The organism is Shinella sp. SUS2 (assembly GCF_001262505.1).
Taxonomy (GTDB): Bacteria; Pseudomonadota; Alphaproteobacteria; order Rhizobiales; family Rhizobiaceae; genus Shinella.
This window is the reverse complement of sequence record NZ_KQ410762.1, coordinates 1-23,133: the sequence shown is the minus strand read 5'-3', so window position 1 is coordinate 23,133 and position 23,133 is coordinate 1. Positions and strand designations below refer to the sequence as shown.

Annotated in this window: 39 protein-coding genes, 1 tRNA gene and 1 pseudogene; 34 read left to right on the top strand and 7 right to left on the bottom strand. The window is 60.6% G+C overall.

Going from position 1 to position 23,133, the window contains the following annotated elements:
* Nucleotides 1-78: 78 nt before the first annotated feature.
* The 6 genes from AKG11_RS31085 to AKG11_RS31060 all read right to left on the bottom strand — a co-directional run bounded on the left by AKG11_RS31085 (nt 79) and on the right by AKG11_RS31060 (nt 3,589).
* A complete protein-coding gene (locus tag AKG11_RS31085; protein WP_050746770.1) occupies nt 79-741 on the bottom strand; it encodes a lambda exonuclease family protein in 663 nt (220 codons plus the stop codon).
* A gap of 2 nt (nt 742-743) precedes the next feature.
* Complete coding sequence (locus AKG11_RS31080; protein WP_050746769.1) at nt 744-1,484, bottom strand: ERF family protein; 741 nt, start codon at nt 1,482-1,484, stop codon at nt 744-746.
* 227 nt (nt 1,485-1,711) lie between these two features.
* The gene (locus AKG11_RS31070) at nt 1,712-2,146 is read right to left on the bottom strand and encodes a hypothetical protein (protein WP_050746767.1); all 435 of its coding nucleotides are present in this window, start codon (nt 2,144-2,146) and stop codon (nt 1,712-1,714) included.
* The gene (locus tag AKG11_RS31065; protein ID WP_050746766.1) at nt 2,143-2,490 is read right to left on the bottom strand and encodes a hypothetical protein; all 348 of its coding nucleotides are present in this window, start codon (nt 2,488-2,490) and stop codon (nt 2,143-2,145) included. Before AKG11_RS31065 ends, AKG11_RS31070 begins: the two co-directional genes overlap by 4 nt.
* A gap of 63 nt (nt 2,491-2,553) precedes the next feature.
* Nucleotides 2,554-2,727 (bottom strand): hypothetical protein, encoded by a 174-nt coding sequence (locus AKG11_RS34880; RefSeq protein ID WP_156334184.1) that lies wholly within the window; start codon nt 2,725-2,727, stop codon nt 2,554-2,556.
* 514 nt (nt 2,728-3,241) lie between these two features.
* The gene (locus AKG11_RS31060) at nt 3,242-3,589 is read right to left on the bottom strand and encodes a helix-turn-helix domain-containing protein (protein WP_050746765.1); all 348 of its coding nucleotides are present in this window, start codon (nt 3,587-3,589) and stop codon (nt 3,242-3,244) included.
* Nucleotides 3,590-3,682: 93 nt separating this feature from the next.
* Here AKG11_RS31060 and AKG11_RS31055 point away from each other — a divergent pair, with 93 nt between their 5' ends.
* From AKG11_RS31055 to AKG11_RS30985, 18 genes and pseudogenes are all read left to right on the top strand, one after another.
* Entirely contained in the window at nt 3,683-3,898 is a 216-nt protein-coding gene (locus AKG11_RS31055; protein WP_050746764.1) for a helix-turn-helix domain-containing protein, read from the top strand.
* Nucleotides 3,895-4,212 (top strand): hypothetical protein, encoded by a 318-nt coding sequence (locus tag AKG11_RS31050; RefSeq protein ID WP_050746763.1) that lies wholly within the window; start codon nt 3,895-3,897, stop codon nt 4,210-4,212. Before AKG11_RS31055 ends, AKG11_RS31050 begins: the two co-directional genes overlap by 4 nt.
* 9 nt (nt 4,213-4,221) lie before the next feature.
* Nucleotides 4,222-4,473, top strand: a pseudogene (locus AKG11_RS35560) (DUF2312 domain-containing protein); the annotation flags it as partial.
* A gap of 581 nt (nt 4,474-5,054) precedes the next feature.
* Nucleotides 5,055-5,201, top strand: coding sequence for a hypothetical protein (locus tag AKG11_RS35240; protein WP_197284047.1), 147 nt, complete (start codon nt 5,055-5,057; stop codon nt 5,199-5,201).
* On the top strand, nt 5,198-5,365 hold the full coding sequence (locus AKG11_RS34875; protein WP_156334183.1) for a YuzB family protein: 168 nt from the start codon (nt 5,198-5,200) through the stop codon (nt 5,363-5,365). Before AKG11_RS35240 ends, AKG11_RS34875 begins: the two co-directional genes overlap by 4 nt.
* 394 nt (nt 5,366-5,759) lie before the next feature.
* Nucleotides 5,760-6,101 carry a hypothetical protein gene (locus tag AKG11_RS31035; RefSeq protein ID WP_082342869.1) on the top strand — a complete coding sequence of 114 codons (342 nt, stop codon included), beginning with the start codon at nt 5,760-5,762 and terminating at the stop codon, nt 6,099-6,101.
* Nucleotides 6,102-6,143: 42 nt separating this feature from the next.
* On the top strand, nt 6,144-6,308 hold the full coding sequence (locus AKG11_RS35235; protein WP_197284046.1) for a hypothetical protein: 165 nt from the start codon (nt 6,144-6,146) through the stop codon (nt 6,306-6,308).
* Nucleotides 6,305-6,964 carry a class I SAM-dependent methyltransferase gene (locus AKG11_RS31030; protein ID WP_050746761.1) on the top strand — a complete coding sequence of 220 codons (660 nt, stop codon included), beginning with the start codon at nt 6,305-6,307 and terminating at the stop codon, nt 6,962-6,964. The genes AKG11_RS35235 and AKG11_RS31030 overlap by 4 nt, the downstream gene beginning before the upstream one ends.
* Nucleotides 6,961-7,176 carry a hypothetical protein gene (locus AKG11_RS31025; RefSeq protein ID WP_050746760.1) on the top strand — a complete coding sequence of 72 codons (216 nt, stop codon included), beginning with the start codon at nt 6,961-6,963 and terminating at the stop codon, nt 7,174-7,176. Before AKG11_RS31030 ends, AKG11_RS31025 begins: the two co-directional genes overlap by 4 nt.
* The gene (locus AKG11_RS31020; RefSeq protein ID WP_050746759.1) at nt 7,173-7,544 is read left to right on the top strand and encodes a DUF1064 domain-containing protein; all 372 of its coding nucleotides are present in this window, start codon (nt 7,173-7,175) and stop codon (nt 7,542-7,544) included. The genes AKG11_RS31025 and AKG11_RS31020 overlap by 4 nt, the downstream gene beginning before the upstream one ends.
* Entirely contained in the window at nt 7,541-7,735 is a 195-nt protein-coding gene (locus AKG11_RS31015) for a hypothetical protein (protein ID WP_050746758.1), read from the top strand. Before AKG11_RS31020 ends, AKG11_RS31015 begins: the two co-directional genes overlap by 4 nt.
* Nucleotides 7,732-9,165 carry a replicative DNA helicase gene (locus AKG11_RS31010; RefSeq protein ID WP_050746757.1) on the top strand — a complete coding sequence of 478 codons (1,434 nt, stop codon included), beginning with the start codon at nt 7,732-7,734 and terminating at the stop codon, nt 9,163-9,165. Before AKG11_RS31015 ends, AKG11_RS31010 begins: the two co-directional genes overlap by 4 nt.
* Entirely contained in the window at nt 9,162-10,019 is an 858-nt protein-coding gene (locus AKG11_RS31005) for a DUF1376 domain-containing protein (protein ID WP_050746756.1), read from the top strand. The genes AKG11_RS31010 and AKG11_RS31005 overlap by 4 nt, the downstream gene beginning before the upstream one ends.
* Entirely contained in the window at nt 10,016-10,219 is a 204-nt protein-coding gene (locus tag AKG11_RS31000; protein WP_050746755.1) for a response regulator transcription factor, read from the top strand. The genes AKG11_RS31005 and AKG11_RS31000 overlap by 4 nt, the downstream gene beginning before the upstream one ends.
* 28 nt (nt 10,220-10,247) lie before the next feature.
* Complete coding sequence (locus AKG11_RS30995) at nt 10,248-10,937, top strand: hypothetical protein (protein WP_050746754.1); 690 nt, start codon at nt 10,248-10,250, stop codon at nt 10,935-10,937.
* A 25-nt stretch (nt 10,938-10,962) separates the two neighbouring features.
* Entirely contained in the window at nt 10,963-11,544 is a 582-nt protein-coding gene (locus AKG11_RS30990; protein WP_050746753.1) for a transcription termination/antitermination protein NusG, read from the top strand.
* Between the two features lie 121 nt (nt 11,545-11,665).
* A tRNA-Met gene (locus tag AKG11_RS34870) sits at nt 11,666-11,735 on the top strand.
* 553 nt (nt 11,736-12,288) lie between these two features.
* Complete coding sequence (locus AKG11_RS30985) at nt 12,289-12,528, top strand: hypothetical protein (RefSeq protein WP_050746752.1); 240 nt, start codon at nt 12,289-12,291, stop codon at nt 12,526-12,528.
* Nucleotides 12,529-12,597: 69 nt separating this feature from the next.
* On the opposite strand, the gene AKG11_RS35795 is transcribed toward AKG11_RS30985, so the two are convergent.
* A complete protein-coding gene (locus AKG11_RS35795; RefSeq protein ID WP_305809623.1) occupies nt 12,598-12,687 on the bottom strand; it encodes a YHYH domain-containing protein in 90 nt (29 codons plus the stop codon).
* A gap of 165 nt (nt 12,688-12,852) precedes the next feature.
* On the opposite strand from AKG11_RS35795, the gene AKG11_RS35230 reads away from it, so the two are divergent.
* From AKG11_RS35230 to AKG11_RS30915, 16 genes are all read left to right on the top strand, one after another.
* On the top strand, nt 12,853-13,023 hold the full coding sequence (locus AKG11_RS35230) for a hypothetical protein (protein WP_197284045.1): 171 nt from the start codon (nt 12,853-12,855) through the stop codon (nt 13,021-13,023).
* Nucleotides 12,977-13,204, top strand: coding sequence for a hypothetical protein (locus tag AKG11_RS30980; RefSeq protein WP_050746751.1), 228 nt, complete (start codon nt 12,977-12,979; stop codon nt 13,202-13,204). Before AKG11_RS35230 ends, AKG11_RS30980 begins: the two co-directional genes overlap by 47 nt.
* Before the next feature lie 26 nt (nt 13,205-13,230).
* Nucleotides 13,231-13,500, top strand: coding sequence for a hypothetical protein (locus AKG11_RS30975; protein ID WP_050746750.1), 270 nt, complete (start codon nt 13,231-13,233; stop codon nt 13,498-13,500).
* A 218-nt stretch (nt 13,501-13,718) separates the two neighbouring features.
* Nucleotides 13,719-14,312: a putative metallopeptidase gene (locus AKG11_RS30970; protein WP_245290293.1), complete on the top strand. Its 594-nt coding sequence runs from the start codon at nt 13,719-13,721 to the stop codon at nt 14,310-14,312.
* A gap of 24 nt (nt 14,313-14,336) precedes the next feature.
* Complete coding sequence (locus tag AKG11_RS30965) at nt 14,337-14,801, top strand: DUF2280 domain-containing protein (protein WP_050746748.1); 465 nt, start codon at nt 14,337-14,339, stop codon at nt 14,799-14,801.
* A complete protein-coding gene (gene terL / locus AKG11_RS30960; protein WP_050746747.1) occupies nt 14,788-16,188 on the top strand; it encodes a phage terminase large subunit in 1,401 nt (466 codons plus the stop codon). Before AKG11_RS30965 ends, terL begins: the two co-directional genes overlap by 14 nt.
* Nucleotides 16,189-16,192: 4 nt before the next feature.
* Nucleotides 16,193-16,345, top strand: coding sequence for a hypothetical protein (locus tag AKG11_RS34860; RefSeq protein WP_156334181.1), 153 nt, complete (start codon nt 16,193-16,195; stop codon nt 16,343-16,345).
* A complete protein-coding gene (locus AKG11_RS30955; protein WP_245290292.1) occupies nt 16,338-17,105 on the top strand; it encodes an anti-CBASS protein Acb1 family protein in 768 nt (255 codons plus the stop codon). Before AKG11_RS34860 ends, AKG11_RS30955 begins: the two co-directional genes overlap by 8 nt.
* 107 nt (nt 17,106-17,212) lie before the next feature.
* Nucleotides 17,213-17,452, top strand: coding sequence for a hypothetical protein (locus AKG11_RS30950; RefSeq protein WP_050746746.1), 240 nt, complete (start codon nt 17,213-17,215; stop codon nt 17,450-17,452).
* A 248-nt stretch (nt 17,453-17,700) separates the two neighbouring features.
* The gene (locus AKG11_RS30945) at nt 17,701-18,165 is read left to right on the top strand and encodes a RuvC family protein (RefSeq protein WP_050746745.1); all 465 of its coding nucleotides are present in this window, start codon (nt 17,701-17,703) and stop codon (nt 18,163-18,165) included.
* On the top strand, nt 18,165-18,680 hold the full coding sequence (locus AKG11_RS35225; RefSeq protein WP_050746744.1) for a hypothetical protein: 516 nt from the start codon (nt 18,165-18,167) through the stop codon (nt 18,678-18,680). The genes AKG11_RS30945 and AKG11_RS35225 overlap by 1 nt, the downstream gene beginning before the upstream one ends.
* 59 nt (nt 18,681-18,739) lie before the next feature.
* Nucleotides 18,740-19,870 carry an AAA family ATPase gene (locus tag AKG11_RS30935; RefSeq protein ID WP_157255854.1) on the top strand — a complete coding sequence of 377 codons (1,131 nt, stop codon included), beginning with the start codon at nt 18,740-18,742 and terminating at the stop codon, nt 19,868-19,870.
* 160 nt (nt 19,871-20,030) lie between these two features.
* Nucleotides 20,031-20,237, top strand: coding sequence for a hypothetical protein (locus tag AKG11_RS30930; RefSeq protein ID WP_050746742.1), 207 nt, complete (start codon nt 20,031-20,033; stop codon nt 20,235-20,237).
* 128 nt (nt 20,238-20,365) lie between these two features.
* The gene (locus tag AKG11_RS30925; protein ID WP_245290291.1) at nt 20,366-21,013 is read left to right on the top strand and encodes a recombinase family protein; all 648 of its coding nucleotides are present in this window, start codon (nt 20,366-20,368) and stop codon (nt 21,011-21,013) included.
* Nucleotides 21,014-21,124: 111 nt separating this feature from the next.
* Nucleotides 21,125-21,526 (top strand): hypothetical protein, encoded by a 402-nt coding sequence (locus AKG11_RS30920; protein WP_050746741.1) that lies wholly within the window; start codon nt 21,125-21,127, stop codon nt 21,524-21,526.
* Nucleotides 21,523-22,965 carry a terminase large subunit domain-containing protein gene (locus AKG11_RS30915; RefSeq protein ID WP_050746740.1) on the top strand — a complete coding sequence of 481 codons (1,443 nt, stop codon included), beginning with the start codon at nt 21,523-21,525 and terminating at the stop codon, nt 22,963-22,965. Before AKG11_RS30920 ends, AKG11_RS30915 begins: the two co-directional genes overlap by 4 nt.
* Nucleotides 22,966-23,133: the final 168 nt, after the last annotated feature.

Sequence of the window (23,133 nt, the reverse complement as noted above, 5' to 3'; positions counted from 1 at the left end):
CGTATTGCATTTCCGGCACGAGCGAATGGCCACGGCGGATGAAGGCGTATATGGGCTTTTCGGTGCGCTTCGCCATGGTCAACCTGCCATGCGGAGGCTGACGGCATCGTCGGCCGGCTGCGGATCGTAGATGCGCTGCAACTGCGCGACCGTGCCGCGAACCTCGTTCAGGAAGGCAACGACTTCGCGCTCCAGTTCGGTGATCAGGGTGTCGTCGCGCATGACGCGCTTGCAAAAGAACCGCATGGGCTCGGGCAGGCGAGGGTCGTAGGAGACGAAATCACACCATGCCCGGCCGGTGCATGCCATCTGCCACTGCATCTGCGTGACATATTTCGCCGGCACAGTCTGGCCGAGGAGCGTTTCAATATGGGTGTGGGTCTCGGGGCACTTGATCTCGACGAGGCCGTCGACATCGACGAGCCCGTCGGGAGAAGCCCCGCTGTCGCCGATGGTCGGGTGCAGGACGAATGCGACCTGCTCGACGTCGGTATCGCGATAGAACTCGTACGTCTTGCGCGCGGCCGGCTCCTGCTCGGTTCCCCAAGCCATGGCGGCATTGGTGAAGCGGTCGGCCGGCGTGCCGGTCAGACGCTCGGCAATCAGTTCACCGGCGTATTTGGCGCGGGAGGCTGACGGGCCGGTCTTGGTCTTAGCGATGACGTCGGCCACGCGGGACGCGGTGACCTTGCCTAGGCGGAGTGCGTGCCATTCCGGCGTGCCCTGAATGATATCCTCCATGATTAGGCTCCCTGCTTCTGCTGCTGGCCGAACCGCTCGAGAGAAACCATAACGTCGCGGAACTTGCTGGCCGGCAGGTCGGGCAGGGCCTCAATGTCCCAGCGATTGCAGAACCGCTGGATGTCGGCGCCGACGGCATCGATCTTTTCGCGAAGCTGCGTGGCTTGCTCGGCGGTGATCGGGCCCTCTAATTCGGAAGCCCTTCCGTCGTCATCGTCGCTTGCAGCGAGACCGAGCGCCTGGACGAGCGTGTAGCGCTGCAAATAGGTGAGGGTGGAGCCGATGGCCTGAATAGCGTTCTTGCTTCCAGAGGTATCGGCGGGACCGGAAAGACTGTTTTCCTCGGAATGCCCACCTTTGTGGGAAAGGACACATGTTACTGTGATGCGATCGGTCTGCTCCGTCCGGAAGCGATAGCTGAGCCCATGCTGCGCCAGAACATCTTTGAGAGCTTCGGCATACGCTGCAAAGTTCGCATATGCCTTATTGTTGTGGCCCTTGGCGTTTTTGGCGATGGTCGGGATTCCCGCCTTGGCAGAAGCGACAGCCTCATCGAAAGCGCGGCGTGCTTGGTCGGCCGCAAGCTCTTTGCTTAAGGCCATCATTTCCTTGACGGAAGCAAAATCCGCGCCGCTGCTGATTAGCTGGTAGGCCATCTGAACCGGCGTCATCTGTACAAGCGGAACGGCCTGCGTTTCGGTCGACAGGGGGCGCTCGGGCTGCAGTTCAAGTGCGTTAGACATGTCGCCTCCTAGACGTTTATCGGCCCGACAGTCGCGCCGGCTCCGATGATGATTGCGAAAACAATGATGGAGAGGAGGATCAGGCATGCGCTGCCGTGCTTGGCGGCGCCAGTGTTCGCTTCCTCAAGGAGGAGGTATATTGGAGACTGAACCTTGCAGGGGACGCCGGAGGGGGCGCAGCTGCATTCGTGGTGAGTAGAGAGGTCACAGCGGGTCATAGGAAGCCCTCAATCCGTGTACGCGATGTAGGTGAACTTGCCGCCGCCGAAGCGCTCAAAGCGCCCGCCGAAGGTGCCTTCGACCTTTGCTTCTACGTCCTTGCGCGTGGTGCCGGGCGGATACACGCCCTCGACCTTCTGTGACGAATTGCTGTGCATGCTGATCGTGTAGTCGATCTTTGACGGGTCGAGGACGCGACGAACCTTCTCGACATGGACGTACGGGGCGAAATAGATCGTGCCCTCGGCCTGAACGACTAGATCGTCTTCGGCGTCCCAGCCGCATTTCTCGCAGAACTCCCGCGGCGTCGTGCAGAAGCCGCAGGGCGGATTGATGTGGCAGGAGCAGCCCCGATCGCTATCGTGCTGCTGAATGATGCCCTTGCAGCCGTTCCGGCCACAGACCTGACCTGCTTCGAAGCTAACTTCCTCGCACGCAATCATTCTGCAGCCTCCAGAAAACGAACCGGCTCGACAGCCTGACGGTCGCGGAGGAAGTCGCTGACGCCGTACCATTCGCGCGCCTTACGGCGGGCCTCAGACAGACCGACGAGGTCGGTGATGTACGGAAGCGGCGACAGATTTTCGAATGCGGAAACATCGGCGCCCGCCAGTTTGCCGGCGGCGAGGTTCGCGTTGTTCCGGCGAAGCTGCTCCAGATACTCCCGGGCCAGAACACCAGCGTCACGGCCGAGGCGGTTCTTGCCGCGAATGCCGCGGATCAGAACATTGATCCGGCTCGTCGTCATGCGGAGGCCAGTGGCAATTCGGTCTGCTTCGGTCTGCATGGGTGGGCTCCTCAGGTGATCTCTTTCGATATCGCCTCAGCGGGGAGGCGATGCCGAAGGGGATCAGGCGTCCGACATGATCGGGTCGTATCCGGTGTCGCGGCCCGGATAACCTTCGCGAGCAAAGCGCTCGTTGACCTTCCGATTGCCTTCGCGGCAGTGCCAGGCAATGGCCGGATAGTTGAAGGGCACGTATTTGAGTTTCAGGACTTCGCGCTGGTGATCGAGGTGGTCCATTTCCCTTGCTCCTCATTCCCTTTGGGTGAAGCGATCCAGATGGGTGGGTCGCTGCTGTTGAGGATGAAATTACCGGAATGGTAAGTTGCCGTCAATAAGGAAATTGCCGTTTTGGTAATTTATTTGAGCGGAGCCGGATGCGGGAGAATCAAGAGGCGGGGTCGCACAACAATGTGGGACTCTCAGCGCGTGAACCCTCTACATCTAGCGCCAATCTAAAGGCGAGCGAGATTCCGCAAATCGGTTCTTGTTTTGTTCTAATTTTCGAGTCATTTTGTGGCTGGTTCCAGCCCGAGGTAAAAGGAAATGGCAATTATCCATCAAATTCGCCGCAAGTACGCGAACAAGGCTGAAGAGACGGTCGCCGACCTGCTTTATGGCACTGGCGTAAAGAGCGAAGACGAGATGGAAGCCGTAATCAAGCGGAAGGCCGCTGAAATCTCTATAGCAATGGCTATTTTACATGGGGGAGACTGGCGCGTCCAGATCGACCACGAAGAGCCGTTTGTGCACATCACGCGGCGTCTTCAACGTAACCCGCGATCAGCCTCCAGACGTGATTGATTGCCTCCTCGGGCAGCCCGTCAATACGCTTCAACAGCGCCTTAACCTCTACCTCACCAGATACTTTGCCGTTGCGGCCTGGCGGCTGGAAAAGTTCCCACAGCGGGACGTCAAGCGCCCGCGCAAACGCATGCAGCCAATCTAGATCGATCCCGCGCTGTCCGCTCAGGAGCCGGGAGACATTGACGTCGCTTGTACCTATAGCCTCGGCTATATCTTTGTTCCTAAGCCCGCGAGCCTCCATCAACTCTTTGATGAATATGCCCTTCGGCTCCGAGGTTGTCTTCGTGTTTGCCATCCCGGCAATCTACTTTCAGGCAAAGTGGCGACGAATAGCCATATTGGTAAATTTCTTGATTGACTGAAATTGCCAATGTGGTAATTTCACGCCATGGAAAAGATCCGCACATGGCGCAAGGCGCGCAAATTGAGCATCGAAGAGGCGGGCGACCTCGTTGGGGTTAGCGGCGTGCAGTGGTCTCGTTACGAGACTGGCAAGCGTCGTATTCCCGCTGAAAACCTGCAGGTCGTCTCCGAGATTACCGGCATCCCTCCTCATGAGCTTCGCCCTGACCTCGCCGGTTTGGTTTCCGGAGCCGCCGCATGAGCACCAACACCCACACCATCCCCGACTGGGCAATTCGTGCCGCCAACGACGCGCTGGCTGAATTCAGATGGTTCAATGAACCCATGTGGGCACAGATCATCGCCAAGGCCATCCACGACGCCGTTATGGCAGAGAGGGAGCGGTGCGCCGGTCTCGCTGAGTATTTCGCTCAAGCCTGCGTCTGTGCTGATTGGCCAGATGATGCTCGCGGCGCTTCCTACTACGCCTGCGGCGATGTGGCTTCTGCCATCCGAAACGACACCCCGCCGAAACAACCATCGTTGCCGACCAGCGACGACGATCTTCCGTTCTGAGGTTTCGACATGTCTGATGCACACGCAGTAGCCAGAGACCAGCTTCGCGCCTTCATCGAGCGGATCGAGCGCTTGGAAGAAGAGAAGAAAACCATCGCCGACGATATCAAGGACGTCTACGGCGAAGCCAAGGGCGTCGGCTTCGATACGAAGATCCTGCGCGAGGTCATCAAGATCAGGAAGCAGGACCGGGACGAGCGTGCTGAACGCGAGGCCATCCTCGACAGCTATCTTGCCGCCCTCGGTATGATCGAGCAGCCGGGGTTCTTCGATGATGAGCCGCGTCAGTCGGCGACTGTAGACCGCAAGGCCCGCGCCGCTCTCCGCACTTCGGAAGCCATGGACGACAACAAGGCCTTCTCGGCAATGATGCTTGCCGATGGTCTGATCTCCGAAGAGGCGCACGCCGAGAACGTCGCCCTGTCCAATGCCGTTGCGCGCAAGTACGGCGCTGGCGTCATTGATCCGGAGACGGGCGAAATCCTGGATGAGCCTCGCCGTTCCGACAACGGCCTCAACATCCAGACCAAGCACGAAGACATCAGAACAGCGCCGGTAACGGCGGAAGAGCTTAGCCGGCCCGCGCCCTTGGCGGTTCCCGGTGGCGAACCGAGCATACCAAGCCCCGATGCTGGCGGCGTAAAAATGGATGCGGTGCAACGCACTCCAGGCCGGGCCGACGATTTGTCGGCGCATAAGAGCGCTCAATCGGGACAAGCCACCACCGACCATAAGCCGGTCTCCTATCGGCCGAACTGCCTTCATCCTGAAAACTGCGCCAGCGGCACGACTGATCATTGCTGGTCCTGTAGGCGCGCCATGGCGCAGAAGGAGGAAATGGCGTGACAGGCTACCGCTCCATCATCACCACCGAAGACGGCACCACCATCATTGTCGATCCTGACATCGGCACTGTGTCCGGTCGAAACCGTGAAGCCGCCGAGCGAGAAATCGCACGACGGAAGGCTCTTGAAAGGGAAGCAGCATGACGTGGTTCCTTTACGGCCTTCTCGCCTTCTGCGGCGTCTGCCTTCTCACGGCCATAGCGCTCGTCTGGGCCGGAAACGGCGACCTCAGCGACGAGGCTAACGCCTCCGGCGCTCCTGAAGGTGACCAGATCCATTTCAGTCAGTCGCGCTCCCCGGCTGACTGATCTGCCGGCGCGGCCTGTTCCTCCTCCTCCCCGGGCCGCGCCGGCATCGAAATTCTCGGAAATCCTCCCCTCAGCCTGAGCACGACGGCATGGGTGACGGAACCGAGGGAAACGAAAGTCGAGGACGCCGAAGCCGAGGATACCCCGGCGCCCTCTCTGGCCCCAGCGAAAGCGGCGGGGCTGGGGAACTGGATAACGGTCCCGCCAGCGGCGGACCTGAGAGACGGCGGGGAAGTAGGCTCCCGCATGAAGCCTTGGGCCTCGCCGTCTCCGTCTGAATTTGAAGGTCGTTTCATGTGTATCTCCTTCGGACCTAAGCAAACCGAAGTTCGCACAGGAGACTGCCAAGGTGTTGTCAAAGTATGACAAGGAAACGTCGAGCAAGGGCAAGAGAATGAGCGACGTGTATTTCGCGCAAACGATGTTCAGGGAGGCTTTCCCTCAGCGCCGATACGGAAGCGTCAAGGCAGCGCTGTACGAAGCGCACCGCTTTATCTCTCGTCGGGTTCGGAAGGATTTCACCGAGCGCAGGGTGCGCTCGATCTGGGAAGGCACGGCCAAGAGGATCGATGCCGAGGAAATGGAAGCCTTGAAGGCCGCTCTACAGGAGGAAGCCCGCCGTGAGCAAAACGAACTCCGTGCCCGTCTGGCTTCGCTGGATGAGAAGATTGCCGCGTTTGAGGCGGCTGCTCATCGCGAAGCGCTGGCGCGACCGTTCTCGGAAATGGGCCGATAGGGCCGACTGGTTGGTTCGTGAAGAGATAGGGGAGGGCGAGTGATGCAGAACATCGGAAAGATGCTCCGCTTTCTCGACGGCGAAATCTCCGGCCTCCAGGCCCGCATGTCTTCCTACGGCAATTCTGCGCAGGCGGCGAAGCTCGCCATGCTCAAGGATATCCGCGCGCTTGTCGCCTCCCTCGATGACAGGAGGGCGAGCGCATGAGCCAGAACACGTCTTCCGCCGTCATGCAACAGCGGAACGAGGCGCACGATAGCCTCGACGACTTTCCCACGCAGCCCTGGGGCACGCGGGCGCTCTGCACTCATGTTCTCGCGCGCTGCTACCTCAAGAACAAGACGGTCTGGGAGCCAACCTGCAACCGCGGCCATATGTCGGATCCGCTTGGCGAATTCTTCGGCGCCGTATGGGTGTCCGATATCCACGACTATGGTTTGCCGGGCGCGATGCAGCACGACTTTCTCATGCCGTTCCTGCCACATGCCGTGAAGTGGGCCGGCGCCGATATCGACTGGATCGTGGCGAATCCTCCTTTCCGCCTCGCAGAGCAGTTCATCGCCCGCGCGCTGGAAGTTGCGACCGAAGGCGTGGCAATGATCGTGCGCACCTCGTTCCTTGAGGGCGTGGGCCGATTCGAAAACCTCTACAGCAAGCGACCGCCGAACATCGTTGCTCAGTTCTCCGAGCGCGTCCCGATGGTCAAAGGCCGTCTGACCGAGACCGGTTCGACCGCGACATCCTATTGCTGGCTGGTCTGGCTCACAGGCGTTACCGGCACGAAGCTGGTCTGGATCCCGCCATGTCGGAAGATGCTTGAGCGCCCGGAAGACTATGCAGCTTATCGCGAGGTGGCGGCATGACATTCGGCCAAGAAGCCCTCATCAAGATCGGCCAGTTGTTCTCCGGCCGCGACCGCCAGCACGATACGGCAGAGATAGCCGATATCATGGGGTGCAAAGAGGCAGACATCTACAACGCCCTGAGCGAGCATCGCTCGGCCTATAGAGCCCATAAGGCTTGGCACCGGGAGCATCAGAGCGCCGTCCGTGGCAAGAGCGGGGTGGCGGCATGACAATCCATCTCTCCGCAAAAGAAGGCGCTGCGTTCCTCCCCGGCAAGTCGAAGCGCAGCAAGTACGGCGCCCAGAAAACCTTGGTCGACGGGATCCTCTTCGACAGCAAAGCCGAGGCCGCGTTCTATGCCGCGCTGAAGCAGCGGCTGGCGGCTGGCGAGATCTCCGATCTCAAACTACAGCGTGAATATGACCTAATGGTCAACGGCGTGCTGATCGCACGCTACCGTGCCGATTTCGTGTTCTTCGATCGCGTTGTCCGCGCGCGCCGCGTCGTCGACGTGAAGGGCGTTGCCACCAGAGACTTCCGTCTCAAGGCCAAGCTCATGAAGGCTTGCTTCGGCATAGACGTCGAGGTGGTGAAATGAACAACGTCGTTTCTCTGCACGCTCACATCGATGCCCGGTGGTCGGAATACGTCGCCGCCCAGAAGCGAGCACAGCAAAGCCTTTCCATAGATGATGGCATCGCCGCCGCCCGGGCATGGAGCAGATGGCTCGAGCTATTCATGCGCGAGGACCAGAAAGAGTTCATCGGTAAGTCGAGGGCTTCGGCATGAACGCCCACGTCATGGATGCGAATGCCTTTGTCCCGGAAATCGAGCAAAATGTGCTCGGTGCGATTTTGCTCGGCGGCGATATCCACGAGACGCTTTCGATCCTGAAGGAATATCACTTCGTCGAGGCGTTTCATCGGGAGGTGTACCGGTCTGCTTTGGCTGCGCACGAGCGATACGGATCGAGCAATCCGAGCATCGTCAAGCGGCTGCTGGATGAACAGGTCTGCGCCGAGTTCGAGAAATCGACCGGTATGCAGGTATCGGCCTATCTGGCTCGGCTCGTCTCCTCGGCTACGGCATCAGGGTCCGGGACGGCAGAGAACGCGCGAAAGGTTCTCGACCAATGGGCCAGGATTTCCATCGCAGGCGAGGCGGGGCGCGTTCACGCCGCCGCAAATGACCCTTCCGCCGATGCGAAGGTTGTCGCCTCGGAAGCGGCCAAGAACCTCGACGATATCATTTCGGAGCTCAGGGCCGGCGGGCGGAAGAAAACGCGCGTGTCGGTGGGTGGAGCGGCGATGCGCGCCGTCGAGGCCGCGCAGGCGGCGCGAGAAAAGGGTTCTGGCTTAACCGGCATCACATGGGGTCTGACGGACCTCAATCGCATGACGGGCGGTATCCAGCGTCGAGATCTGACATTGATCGGCGCCAGGCCGTCCATGGGTAAGACGACGGTCGCGCTCTCCTGCGCCATCAAAGCGGCGCAGGCTGGTCATTGTTGCGGCATCGTCTCGCTCGAGATGGACGCCGACAAACTGGCCTCCCGCGCGCTCTCCGACATCATGTTCGACTGGCGAGGTAAGGTTCCGTATACCAACATCGTCCGTGGGGAGGTGTCGGACAGCGACATCGACGCGATCATGGAGGCGCAAATCGAGCTCGACCGTCTCCCACTCCATATTGATGAGCAAGCCGGCCAGACCGCCACAGACATCCGCGTCAGGGCCGAAAGGATGGCCGAGGAGAGAGCGCAGCATGGGACGCCGCTCGAGGTTCTATTCATCGACCACCTCGGCCTAATCCGCCCGTCCTCGCGCTATAGCGGCAACCGCGTCAATGAGATCGCCGAAATTACATCGAGCATGAAATCCCTCGCCAGGGAGCTCGACATCGCCGTTGTCCTTCTATCGCAGCTCAGCCGGGCGCTCGAGAGCCGCGATGAAAAACGCCCGATGCTTTCTGACCTCAGGGATTCCGGCGCGATAGAGCAGGACGCCGACATGATCGCATTCCTGTTCCGCGAGGCATACTACCTCGAGCGGGCGCAGGGCGGCAGCTTCGAGGAGCAAGCAGAGCGGGCAGACAAGCTGATCGACTGCCAAAATAAGCTCGAGTTCATCATCGCAAAGCAGCGGAACGGCCCGCTCGGAACCGTCGATCTTTTCGCCGACATGGCCTTCTCAGCAGTCAGGAATGGAGCGCGCCAATGAACGGTCTTCCATATTACAAGGCATATCCGCGTGACTTCATCGAAGGCACCATCGGCATGTCCTTCGAACTCAAGGCGGCTTACCGCCTCGTACTCGATCTGATTTATATGCAGGCTGGCGAGCTGCCGGACGATGCCAGATACATTTCTGGACTGCTCGGGTGCACCGTTCGGAAGTGGAATTCACTCCGGGATGAGCTCGTATCGCAAGGCAAAGTGGTAGTTTCAGGGAAATTTTTGACGAATAAACGCGCGATTATCGAGCTCGAAACTCTCGGAAAACTTCAAGATAAGCAGCGCGAAAACAGAAGCCGGCCTAACAAAAACAAAGAGATAGAATCTCCGCCGTTCAACCATACAGAAGCAGATACAGAAGCTACGCTTAGCAGCGTAGCAAGCGCGCCTGCGCAGAATGATTTTGACCTTCTCCAAAGCAGACTTATCGCCGCAGCGGGAGAGGAAGGAATCCAGCCTCACGGCGCGCTGGTTGTCGGCCCGATCGCCGAAATGATCGCCGCCGGTGTCAGCCTCGAGCTCGACATCATCCCGACCATCCGCGCCGTCGCCTCGAGGCGAACCAGACCGGCAGCGTCCTGGGCCTATTTCGTCCCGGCCATCCGTGAAGCCTACGAGCGGCGCGTAAAGATTTCCGCCGAGCTACCGAAACCCCGCGAGATCAAGACGGGGGATGATGACTGGATTCGGCGCCTTCGGTTTGCTCGGGCAAAGCGCTGGTGGAGTACGGAAGAGCTCGGCCCGATGCCCGGCCAACCCGGGTGCCGGGTGCCGGCCCACCTTCTCGATGCTGAGGACGGGCGAGGGTGGAGTGACGCTCCGGGGAGGGCCGCGGCATGAGCAACAGCCCGCTACCTCCCCGCATCACAGAGGTCGTTTCGCTGATCGCCGACGGCTTAACCGCAAAGGAGATCGCCAAGCGCCTCGGCATCTCGCCGACGACGATAGGAAACTACATCGCCACGGCGATGGCGATAACGGGCGTTCATCGCTCGACGGCGCTTGTCGCTACCGCGCTTCGGAAAGGATGGATCGAATGATGAACCTCAACGGCAAGGAGGGGTAAGGATGCCAGCCTATCGCTCAAGTGCTGAAGCTGAAATTCGCGATGCCGTAGTGGCCCACATCCGCGAGCGCCGGCCGAACAGCCGCATCATCCACGAGATCAACGTGAGCACGTACGGCCCCAACCGGATTGATCTGATCGCGGTCGACCGTGCCGAGATCATCGCCTGCGAGATCAAATCAGCCAAGGACAAGCTCGACCGGCTCGACGCCCAGGTTAAGGCGATGAAAGGGCTGGCGCACCATGTCGTTGCTGCGATCCACGAGAAGTTCCTGAAAGAGAGCAAGACGCACGAGCATGCGGCGCACTATGAGCGCGACGGAGAATTCTATCTCAAGACCTTCCCAGACAATTGGGATTACGGGATTGAGACGTGGGTTTTCCCCAGGGTGCGGCGCTGCCTCGATGAAAGCTGGAGTTATGACCGGCTCGATAAGTGGGACCTGAAACCATACCGGCCCGATATGCCTTTGCCTGTCGGCGCGCTGGACATGCTCTGGCGCGATGAACTGTTCGAGCTTTGCGGGCTTCTCCGCGTGTCTGCCGGACGCAAGGCTACCATGCCGGAAATGGTCTCCGCGCTTCGCTGGCATTGCAACGGCAAGGAACTGACCCGCGGCATCTGCGGGATGCTTCGGGCGCGGCGGTGCGTCGAAGCGGATCCTGAAATCATCGAGAAAATCGCGGCATAACGTCGGCAATACGAGGAATAGCACAATGGCAAGCATTGAACGGAACTGGTACGCAATTCGCACCGTGCCTGGCGCACAGAAGCCGAGGCGGGAATTCCACGTCGAGATGACGGGGAGGGAGGACCGCAAGCCGCGCGGTAAGGGCTATCGCATCGTCCCGAGCCTCAACCCGAACCTGTCCGCCATCGAAAAGGCCCTGAACGACAGCGGCTTCTACTGCTACATGCCAGCCGAGAAGCGACTGATCCGCGACCGTCGCCATACCGATCTCTGGAAGGTCCGACGCTTCGCGCTGATGGTTGGGTACGTCTTCGTTCGAGACCCGCACGACTGGGGTGAGCTTAAGAAGGTCCCCGGTGTCGCTGGTATCGTTCAGAACGCTGATGGCAATCCGCTCGCTTTAGATATTCTTGACGTTGTGGCAATTCGCACTGCGGAGGCAAAGGCGGAGGCCGACTTCGACATGCAGTCGCGTAACGCCCGCCAGAACCTTCGCAAGAAAGCCAAAACAGACGCACGGCTCCAGATGTTGATCAAAAAGCTCGATATCGCCGGAACGATTTCCGTGCCTTGGGAAAACCTTGGGATTGTTGACGAAGCCGCTTGAAAAACCTTCGGTTTCGTATAGATTTTCTATAGTTGATTTGGCGCGGCGGGGATCCGTCCCGGTGCCTCCTTTGCGGCAGAGTTTCGCGATAGGAGAAATGCGCCTTCAGGAAAGAGTTTCAGCAGGCAGGACAAACGGTAAGTCGCGTGGCTCATAACCACGAAAAACCCGGTTCAATTCCGGGGCCTGCAACCAGTTTCACGAGCGCCGGTACACTCCCCGGCCGCGACCTTGGCCCGTTTCCGGTTGAACGGCTTGGAAGGCGATACAGAGAAACCGGCAGGCAAGTTGCTGCTACGGCGATGCCGCAGGACGAAAGCCTGATAGCGAGGCGCGGAACGGGTCTTCATACCGGTCTACGGCGCGGAGTGGGGAAGCCCCAGCCTCGAATGTTCGCCCGAATGGGCGACCAGTTTGGAATGGCGCCAAGTCAGCGGTAACGCTCGGGAAATGTGGGCTGATCAAGAACCCCGAGGGCCAGAACAATTCGCCGAAAGGCAAACGAGATCACCGGTCGCCGCGCAGCAGCTAATAGATCAGGAAAAGCGGGCGTAGCGTTTACCAGGCCAGTCACCTGACGATGAAGGGCTGGACGGTGGCGAGATCGGGAGGGCGCCGTGGTAAGACACGGGGAAGCGCCGGCTAAGCTTGATAAGACCTTCGGGTCCGAGCGTTGTAGAAAGGTGGGTGCAATGCCCATCCTTCCCGACCCCATACGGCATAGCCGTAACAGGAGAGACGCGCATGACCATCTTCGAGCGCATCATCCCGTTTCCGCAGCGCGTGCAATGGCTGATGCTCAAGACGGCCCTGGAAGGCGAATTCTCAGCGTCGATGATAGCCAAGCGGCTCGAATGGTCGATGCAGAAGGTCTATCAGGCTGTGTGGGGAGACCCCGGCAAGATGCGGATCGACACGGTTGCCGAATGGTTCTTCGCGTGCGGCGGTACGATGCCGCATTTCGAGATAGTCCCTGATCCGTAAGCCTGTAGGCAGGCATGTATCGAGCCAGAGCCCACCCCGGTTTCATCCCCGGCGGTGGGCTCTTCGTCTTCAATGGCAGTGATAACCGCCTCGCTTCCGATCGTTATGGCAACCGTTCGAGTCCGTCCCGCCACTATGGGCAAAGGCAGACGTGGCCATCATCGCCGCCGCAACGGTTGCGATCAAAAATCTTAGCTTGGTCATGAATTTCCTCCCTCAAACATGGCGAATTGGCCACATCTTGGGTTGCGAGTCGAGTCGATATTTTCAACTAAGGGGTAATGGTGTGACGTCGCCGACCCTTTCGCACATCAGGAGAGAGCCATGAAGCTCTTCCTCATCATCTATGCCGGCAGCCAGATTGGCGGAGCAAGCGGCCGTCTCTCGGCGCTTAACCCTCATCGCCATCCGCGCCCGGCGGCATCCGGGCTCACCAAGGAGAAGACGCATGAGCGCACCCGTATGCAGAGCAAAGTTCAAGCTGACGCAGCGTAACGAGAATGCGGCAGGCTACAGCCTGACATTCGAGCCCGTGACGACCGGCAGCAAGGAGAACGACGAGTTCTTCAAATGGACCCCGTGGGGCAAGGTCGAGATCGGCACCATCAACCCCGAGGCCGCAAAGGGCTTCAAGGTCGGTGGTGAATACTACCTCGATTTTATCCCCGCGGCCTGACCTCTCCCAACCAGAAAGGAACCAGCATGCGCATGATCCGAAGTCTGATCTATGCCGGCCTCGCCCTCGCGGTCATGGCCTTCACAATCTCGGCGCCCGCGGTGGCGGCCGTGCCCACCGATCCCGGCATCTACGAAGCCGTCAAGGCCTCGATCGAGAAGCCGATGATCCACCAGGTCTATGCCGACGTCGTCTACCTGAACTGCATCGTTCCTTCGGTCGAGCCGTCCAGCCTGAACGTTGCCAGCACTCCCGTCGCCGCCTACATGCACATCGACCCCGACATCCGTTGCTGACCCCGCATACCTGAAACGAGAGCCGGGCTTCGGTCCGGCTTTTCAGATGCTCCGATCTGTGTCCTCAGGCGAGGTCAGAGATAGGGACATCCGCTATCCATGATGACCGCAGGTTGAACCAACCACGCTAAGGGCGGTCAAAGTGGCCTCTGCCGCGGGGTTTATACCCACCGGAGATTGAAATGGCTCGAGTTGAGCGTCCTCTACCCCCGGAAAGTATGTTCGGTGTAGACGGTTCGCCGTTCACGCCCGCGCTCGACATGCCGGAATGGGTGCAGGCAACGTTCCTCGATGAGGCATCACCAATCGCCAACCCCGAGCACATCCATCTCGCGGATGCCCACATCGGCTATCTCTGGGCCGCGGTTGAAAACACCCGCAAGGGCAAGCGCGTCATAGGCCAGTGCGAAACGGGCACGCCTCAGGGTGCGATGGGGAAGTGGGCAAAGGCACGCGTCGAGCAGCAGCTCACGGAATGGTTCGGCTCCGTGCCGGACTTCATTATCACACTCGATGCCAACTACTGCGCCGCCTGTGGTGATGCCGAGTTCATGGCTCTGGTTGAGCACGAGCTTTATCACGCCGCCCAGGATGTCGACAGCTTCGGCGCCCCGAAGTTCAACAGCCAGACCGGCCGCCCGGTCTTCACCATCCGCGGGCATGACGTAGAGCAGTTCATCGGTGTGGTTCGCCGTTATGGGGCAGATGCCGCCGGTGTGCGCGAGCTTGTAGACGCTGCGAGCCGGCCGCCTGAGGTTGCCCGTGCTCATATCGAGCACGCATGTGGGACCTGCAATCTCCGTGTCGCCTGACCTTGAAGGCACCTTGATAGAACGATGGTTAAACCGAAACTCACCCGCGAGCAGCAAACCTACGTGGTTCAAGCGCTCGCCTGCTTCGATACGCCGTCTGTCGTCGTCGCCTCGGTCAAGAAGGATTTCGGCGTCACGCTGAGCCCGCAGCTCGTCGAGACATATGATCCGACGAAGAAAGCGGGCCGCAATGTCGCCGCGCGCTGGAAGGCGCTGTTCGAAGAAACCCGCAAGACCTTCCTTGAGGACACGGCATCGATCGCTATCAGCCATCGCGCCGTCCGGCTCCGCGCTCTTCAGCGCATGGCCGACAAGGCAGAGGGGCAGGGCAACATGGTGCTGGCATCCTCCCTCCTAAAGCAGGCAGCGGAGGAGGTCGGCGGCAGCTACACCAACCGGCGCGAGCTGACAGGGAAGGACGGGAAGGATCTGCCGGTTCCGGTATCGCCGGTGACGATCTTCCAGTTGCCCGATAATGGCAGGGGATGAGAAGGGCGCGGCAGCCCAGACGATAATCAGGCCGCAAGCCGGGCCCCAGACGCTTTTCCTCGGTTCATCTGCCGATATCGCCATCTACGGCGGCTCGGCCGGCGGCGGCAAGACGTGGGCACTCCTGATGGAGCCGCTGCGCCATATCGCCAACTCGCAATTCGGCGCGGTGTTCTTCCGCCGTACGCTTGTGCAGGTTCGAAACGAAGGCGGCCTTTGGGATGAGAGCGAAAAGCTCTATCCCTGCCTCAATGCAAAACCGCGTGTCGCCCCGGACCTGTCATGGACGTTCCCGTCCGGCGCGTCGGTGAGCTTTGCCCATCTCGAGCACGACAAGACGGTCTCGAACTGGCAGGGCTCGCAAATCCCTCTCATCTGCTTCGATGAGTTGACGCATTTCACCCAGAAGCAGTTCTGGTATCTTCTGTCGCGCAACCGCTCCATGTGCGGCGTCCGGCCCTATGTCAGGGCGACGTGCAACCCAGACGCTGATAGCTGGGTGGCCGAGTTCATCGCCTGGTGGATCAACCAGGAAACCGGCCTGCCGATACCGGAGCGAGCCGGCAAGCTGCGCTGGTTCGTCCGCATCGGCGACAAGATCATCTGGGGCGATACGCCGGCGGACCTCGCCGAGTACACCGCGCCAGACGAGAACGGCGAGCAAAAGCCGATCGAGCCCAAGTCGGTGACATTCGTCCCGGCCAAGCTGACCGACAACAAAGCGCTGATGGCGGCCGATCCCGGTTACCTCGCGAACCTGATGGCCCTGCCGACGGTCGAGCGGGAACGCCTTCTTGGCGGTAATTGGAAAATCAGGCCGGCGGCCGGGCTTCTGTTCCAGCGTGGCTGGTGCCAGGTCGTGGATGCTGTGCCAGCCGGTGTCCGCTGGATGCGTGGATGGGACTTGGCCTCGACGCCGAAGACAGAAGGGTCCGATCCGGACGCCACTGCGGGGACGAAGATCGGCAGATTGCCCGACGGAAGCTACATCGTCGGGCACCATGTGACAGACTTCCTGTCTCCATCCGGTGTGGAGCGCCTGATTAAGAATACCGCGGAAGCCGATGGACGGCTGACGCAGATTTCGTTGCCGCAGGACCCTGGGCAGGCCGGCAAATCGCAGGTGACGAACCTGACAAAGATGCTTTCTGGTTTCAGCGTGCGCGCCACGCCGGAATCTGGAGACAAGATCACGCGGTTTAGCCCGTTCTCGGCCCAGGCCGAGGCCGGGAACGTCCTGGTGCTCCGTGGACCGTGGAATGACGCGTGGTTCTCGGCTCTGGAAGGCTTCCCAGAAGCCAAACATGATGACGACGCGGACAGCACAAGCCGGGCATTCAACGCGCTCCTAAGTGCGAGCACCTACACGCTTTCGAACATCGGATGACCTTATGTCCTGCACTCCATGCCAGCGCCGGCGCCAGATGCTCGCCGAAGCAAAGGAAAAGGGTGGAGCAAAGGGTGTGCTGAAAATCATCCCGGCCGTCGTCAAAGACACCATCAAGAACCCGCCACGGCTGGTGAAAGGCAAGAGCAATGGGTGAAGTCATCACGCTTCGCGCCAACGACAGCCTGCGCTCCGTAGTGGCTGGCCTGGGCGATCCGTTCCGCGACAAGGCCGCGACGACCTACTACGGGTTCCAGCAGCTCGATGAGTACCAGCTTTCGAACATCTACCGGTCGAACTGGCTCGGTCGCAAGATCATCGACATTCCGGCCATGGATGCCGTGCGGAAAGGCCGGGACTGGCAGGCGCAGCAGGATCAGATTGAGGCGATCGAGGCGGAAGAGAACCGCCTCGGCTTCTGGCATAAGCTGCTTGACGTCAAGGTAAAAGCCCGGCTTTGGGGCGGCGCGGCCCTGTTTATCGGCACGGGTGAGACAGACCTCATGCGTCCGTTGGAGCCGGAGCGCATTGGCAAGGGCGGGATCAAGTACCTTACGGTCCTGTCCCGCCGCGATGTGACCTCGGGCGAGATCGAGCAGGATGTGCTTTCCGAGTTCTTCGGCCGCCCATCCTATTACGAGGTGACCGGCGATGCGGCGATGGTGCGAATCCACCCGTCGCGCCTAGCTGTGTTCATTGGCGCGTCGAACGCTGACAGCATGATTGCCAAGAGCATCAACCAGGGCTGGGGCGACAGCGTTCTGGAAGCCGTCTACACAGCGATGCGCAATGCCGACGCGACGGCGGCAAACATCGCCAGTCTGGTCTTTGAATCGTGGAGTGACGTTAAGGACATTAAGCGCTTGATATCACAAGAGAAAGGGGCCTCACGGCCCCTTTTTTTGTGTGCGGGCTGACTTCCTGATTCTACCCCCTATCACCTTGATTTTCCTCAACCGAACCGGATTGCCCCGGCCATTCGGTGCGACATGGACGCGACAACGGGGCGACAAGGATTGACGACATGAACGACAAAGAAAGACAGGCAGCAGCGGACTTTCTCTATGGGGTGCCGGCCATCGCCGGCTACCTCGGCATGCGCGAAAAGCAGGTGAGAAACCGCATTGAGCAGAAGGTCATTCCGACCTTTAAAATCAAAGGGACGATATGCTCGCGCCGCTCGACGCTTGATGCTTGGGTCGCGGAGCAGGAGGGGAAAGCCCTCTCGCAGGCTCTTGAAGCAGACGGCCCCTCCGATGACTGACCGTGCCGCCCCGCCCATCTTCCCATCAGACCCGGAACCGGCCCCGCCGTCACCGGAGGTTATTGAGGCGGCCCGGTGGTGGCTCTGGGGAGAGGACCGCGATGCGGGCAGCCCCGCCATCCCTCAGTTGAAACGGCGCTTCGGCCTGTCCGCTCGCGATGCCTGTCTGGCAATCCGCGAAGCCAGCCTGATCAAAGCCCGGTCGCTCTGACCGTTGACCACCCCCTCCCAAGCACCGAGAGAACATCATGACCGAACCTTGCATCCTGGGTATCGATCCGGGCGCTTCCGGCGCGCTCAGCTTTTACTTCCCGTCCCATCCCGAACTGATCGCCGTCGAGGACGCACCGCTCGTCGCCGGCGAGATAGACGCCGCCCAGGTCGCGCGCCGCATCGAGCAGATGGCGCCCACCATGGCCGTGATCGAGCTTGTTGGCTCAATGCCAAAGCAGGGCGTGTCGTCGACATTCAAGTTCGGCGTGGCCTATGGCGCCGTCCGCGGCGTGGTGGCCGCCTTGGGCGTTCCGACCCACCTCGTCACCCCGTCGGTGTGGAAGAAGCACTTCCGACTTGATTCCGACAAGGAGAAGGTGAGGGCGCTCGCTATCCGGTATTGGCCGACCAGCCAGCACTTCGAGCGGAAGAAAGACCACGGCCGAGCCGAAGCCGCCCTCATCGCGCGGTACGGCGCCGAGATCCTTCTCTCAAGATAATGGCCCCGCTCTCGGTCTATCCGAAAGTCGAAGCGTGGCCGCTGGTCTCGCTCGACGGCAAACTCCAGCGCCTGGGCGTCCCGCCGGCGGCGATCGAGCGTCCGCGACCGCTCCGGGTCGTGCGAGGCAATCGCGCCTTCGACGGAAAGTTTGACCTCAGCAACGAGGGCGAGGAGTGGATCGCGATCCCCGAGCAGGCCGACGTGGTCTTCTGGCAGCCGCGGACAGACGACCTCGCCACCTGGAACGGGCGGCAATTCGCCCTTGGCGAGTTTGCCATCGATTTCCCGGTGACCTACGCCATGGGCTATAGCCTCAACATCTATGCCAATCCCCTCGATTGGCTCCGCGCGGGCCGCGACGGCATCGTGGTCATAAACTGGGCTTTTGCGTTCGACTATCTCCGCGATGCGCCCCGGATCGCCGTCGACAAGACCCTCCTCAACAAATTCAAGAGCAGCATGAAGCCTCGGCGAATGCCGGTGGTCTCGGTTCTGCAGGGACGAGACAATTGAACCGACAACACGACGACCGCCGCGACCAGGCGCAGAACATCATCCGGGCAACGCCGTTCGTGTGGCGCGATCCCTCCGCTATTCCACCGCGAGATTTTCTATTTGGTGTCCACTACATCCGAGAGTTCGTGTCCGGCACCGCGGCACCGGGAGGGACCGGGAAATCGTTTCTCGCTCAAGGCGAGGCGCTATCCATGGCCTCCGGCATTCCCTTCCTTGGCGTGAACTGTCACGCCTACGCCGCCGGCCTCAACGTCTGGTATTGGAACTTGGAGGATCCGCTGGTCGAGATCGAGCGCCGGTTCGCGGCCGCCGCCATTCATCACGGGCTCGACACCGCTGCACTTGCCGATCGCCTCTACGTCAACTCCGGCCGCGACACGCCCCTCGTGACCGCGACAAAGGTCAAGGATCACGTCAATATCGCCACACCGGTAGTCGATGGCCTTATCTCGGAGCTGCGCGCCAAGAAGATAGACGTCATCATCATCGACCCGTTTATCTCGAGCCATGCGGTGCCGGAGAATGACAACGCCGCCATTGACGCCGTGGTGAAGTCCTGGGGGCGCATCGCCAGCCAGGCGCATTGTTCCGTCGAGCTCGTCCATCACACGAAGAAGATGGGCGGGGAGGCGATGACGGAAGAGAGTTTCCGCGGCGCAAAGTCGCTGGTCGATGGCCTACGCTCCGGCCGCGTCCTTCACCGCATGAGCGAGGCCGATGCCATGAACCTTGGCGTGGATGAGCGTCGGCGGTTCTTCTACACCATGGCAGAGAAGCAAAGCCTTGCACCTCCCGTCACCGAGCGGACGTGGTTCCGCCTGTCATCCCTCGAACTCGCCAACGGCGACAATGTCGGGGTGGTCGAGCCATGGCAGCCGCCGAACGCCTTCGACGGCGTAACCGTGTCAGACCTCGAAGCCGTGCAGAAGATATTCCGCGCCGGCGCCTACCGAGAAAGCGACCAATCCACCGACTGGGGCGGCTATGTCGTCGCCGACACTCTCAGCCTCGACGTCGGTCCCGGCCTCAAGGCCAAGGAGCGCAGTCCGGCGCAAAACTCCGCCCGCGCCAAGGTGAAGCAGATTCTCCGCACCTGGATCGCAAACGGCCAAATCGGAACGGAAGAGCGCCCCGACGCGAAACGCAATATGCGCCTCTTCTACGTCGTGCCGGACGGGCTTGATTGAGGCCCTGCCACACTGCCACACCATGGGTGAGGCAAGGGTGACGCAGGTGCAGCGCTCAACCTGCCCCACCACCACCTCCTATAGGGGTGTGGGGTGGTGAGGCAAAGCAGGAGGGGCGAATTTTCAGGTGTGGCAAAACAGGACAGGAAAAGGATAACCCATGGCCGACGCCGACCTCGACATCCTCACAGGGCACAAGGCGATAAGCGCCTTCCTGGGGCTGACGCCTCGCCAGGTGGAGTGGCATTCCGAAAAGGGTGAACTGCCAACCTTCAAGATCGGCAGGACTGTATGCGCCCGTAGATCGAGACTGCTCGAATGGGTTCAGGAGCAAGAGCAAAAGCAGCGGGAAAGGAGCAGGAAATGAACAGGTGGCCGGGCCGGTATTTTTCGCCCCTATGATTTTCCATCCGCCTTTCAGCGCTCGGCAGGCTGGACAGCGGGCGTAACATTGCCTATAACCGTAACAGTGCTAATGCAAAGTTACAAAACGCCATGGCAATGAAGGTTTACGGATACGTTCGGGTCTCTACCGCCGAACAGGCAGCCCACGGTGAAAGCCTGGATACCCAAGAGGCGAAGATCATCGGCTATGCCATGATGCAGGGCTGGGAGGTTGAGGAAATCTTCGTTGAGGCCGGCGTCTCTGGCTCGGTGCCGCTTGCCGATCGGCCCCACGGGCAACGCCTGCTTGCCGTGGCCGGGAAAGGTGACGTGATTATCACGCCCAAGCTGGACCGCATGTTTCGCTCAGCTTCCGATGCCCTTGGAACCCTTGAGGAATTGAAGGCCCAGGGTACTGGTCTTGTGATGATCGACCTTGGGGGCGACGTGACCGGCAACGGCATTTCCAAGCTGGTCTTCACTATCCTGTCTGCCGTAGCCGAGAACGAGCGGGAGCGCACGCGGGAGCGCATCCGCGAAGTCAAGCGGCACCTTGCAGCACAGGGCGTCTATGGCGGCGGGAAGGTTCCGTTCGGCTTCAACCTTGTAGGCAGCCGACTGGAACCGAATGAAGCGCAACAGGGTATCATCCGTTCAATGCAGGCGAGGCGGGCGAATGGGGAAAGCCTCAGCAAGATCGGCGATGCTTACGGCCTCAAGGCTATGTCCGTGAAACGTATCCTTGATAGGCTTCCGTAACAGCCCCTCTCAAAGAATTCTTTCGCGGGGAGCCGCGTGGCGCCGCGCGTGGCCCCGTGCCTCGCCCAACCGGTATTGATACGGCTACGAAAGCCCGTCATTCCTGCCTGTATGAGCAAGGATCACAGTCACTTCGCATCGAACCCCACCCGCAATCGCTCGGCTATCTCGAATGGCTCGTGGCTGCTCGAAGGCGTCGATAATCGGAGCGCGCTCGGCAGGCGGTTCCGTGACTTGTGTGTGTCCTTCGCCGATGGTCTTGGGGGAGAGCCTGACCTGACCGAACCGCAGCGCGCCATGATCCGACAGGCCGCGGCTGTGACCGTCCAGAGCGAAAAGCTACAGGCCTCCATCGTCAAGGGAGAGGATGTCGACCACGAGAAGATCGTCCGGCTTAACAACCTCCAGGCCCGCCTTATCAAGCAGCTCGGCATTGGGGCAAAAAGGGGTAGGCCAAAAGCCCGCCAGTCCGTCAAGGAGCGCCTTATCGCCAAGCGTGAGAGTGTGGCGTGAACGGGCCGACCATCATCGAAGCATTGACCGATGATGACGCCCTCGGACCGTGGTTCGAAGGTGATTCCTGGAAAGCGTGGCGCGTCGTCCTGAAGGCCGCGTTCGGCCTGCCTCTGGCAGAGGATGAGCTACCGATCTTCGATCAGATTGCCGGCGGTCGGCAGCCCCCAGGCAAGCGGGTGCGCGAGCTATGGATCGTGGTTGGCCGTCGCGGCGGCAAGGACAGTATCGTGTCCGGCATTGCGACCTTCGTTTCTGCGATCGAGGAAGCCCATATCGGTCGGTTGCGACCGGGGGAGAAGGCAACGGTCGCATGCATCGCCAGTGACCGAGACCAAGCGAAGATCGTCCTGTCCTACATCCAGGCAATGTTCGCCGAACACGATAGCCTCCGGGACAAGGTGCTGAGCGAGACCAGGCGAGGGCTCGAACTCGACAATGAGGTTGAGATCCTTGTCACGACCAACAACTTCCGAGCCGTCCGCGGACGGGCTGTCCTGCTTGCCATCCTTGATGAATGCGCCTTCTACCGGGACGAGAATTCCGCGAGCCCAGACAAGGAAACATACAGCGCGTTGCGGCCCGGCCTGAGCACGCTGGCGCCGGAAAGCATGATCATCGGCATCTCATCGCCCTACAAGAAATCCGGGCTGCTGTACGAGAAGTACCAGAAGCACTTCGGCAAGGAGAGCGACCGCGTCCTCGTCATCCAGGCCCCGTCCATGGTGATGAACCCGACACTCGACCCGATCGAGGTCGAAGAGGCCATGGAGGAAGACCCGGAGAAGGCCAAAGCGGAATGGCTTGCCGAGTTCCGGGGAGACTTGACCGACTTTATCAGTCGCGAACTGATCGATGCCGCCACCGATCAGGACGTGGTCGTTCGGCCCTATGCTGCTGGCCGACGGTATGTTGGCTTCGCGGACGTGGCCGGCGGCACTGGGAAGGACAGCTTCACGGCGGCGATTGGCCATGCTGAGGGCGACGTGGCAGTGCTGGACGCCCTTTTCGAGCGTCGGCCGCCCTTCAATCCGACTGAGGTGGCGAAAGAGGTGTCGGACCTTCTGAAGGAGTATGGCGTGCGCGAGGTCACGGCCGACCGGTACGCGGTGGGGTTTGTCATCGACGCCTTCAAGAAAAACGGGATCACCTACAAGGCCTCTGAACTGGATCGGTCGCAGATTTACCTCGAGGCATTGCCGCTCTTCACGGCCGGTCGCGCCCGTCTGATCGACAACAAGCGCATGAGGTCGCAATTCGTTCGCCTGGAGCGGAAAACCTTCTCTACAGGGAAGGATAGGGTGAACCATCCAGAAGGCGAGCATGACGACGTGTCGAATGCGGCCGCCGGTGCCTTGACGCTGCTCCGTCTCAAGCGGTCGTCCTACACGCTCGCCAACATTTCCGGCCCGGACGACGAGCGGGCCGCCGCAATTTGAGGATCAAGCCATGGGCGAAGTTATACCGATGCCTCGGCCTTGCACTGTTGAGGTGACGGGCGGGACCGTTACAAGCGTAATTGTGCACGGGTGAGAGCGGCGGTGGAAAAGTCGGCCACGGTAGCGGCGGAATAGTCCAGCCGCGGGCGGGGGAAAAAACGGCCACCT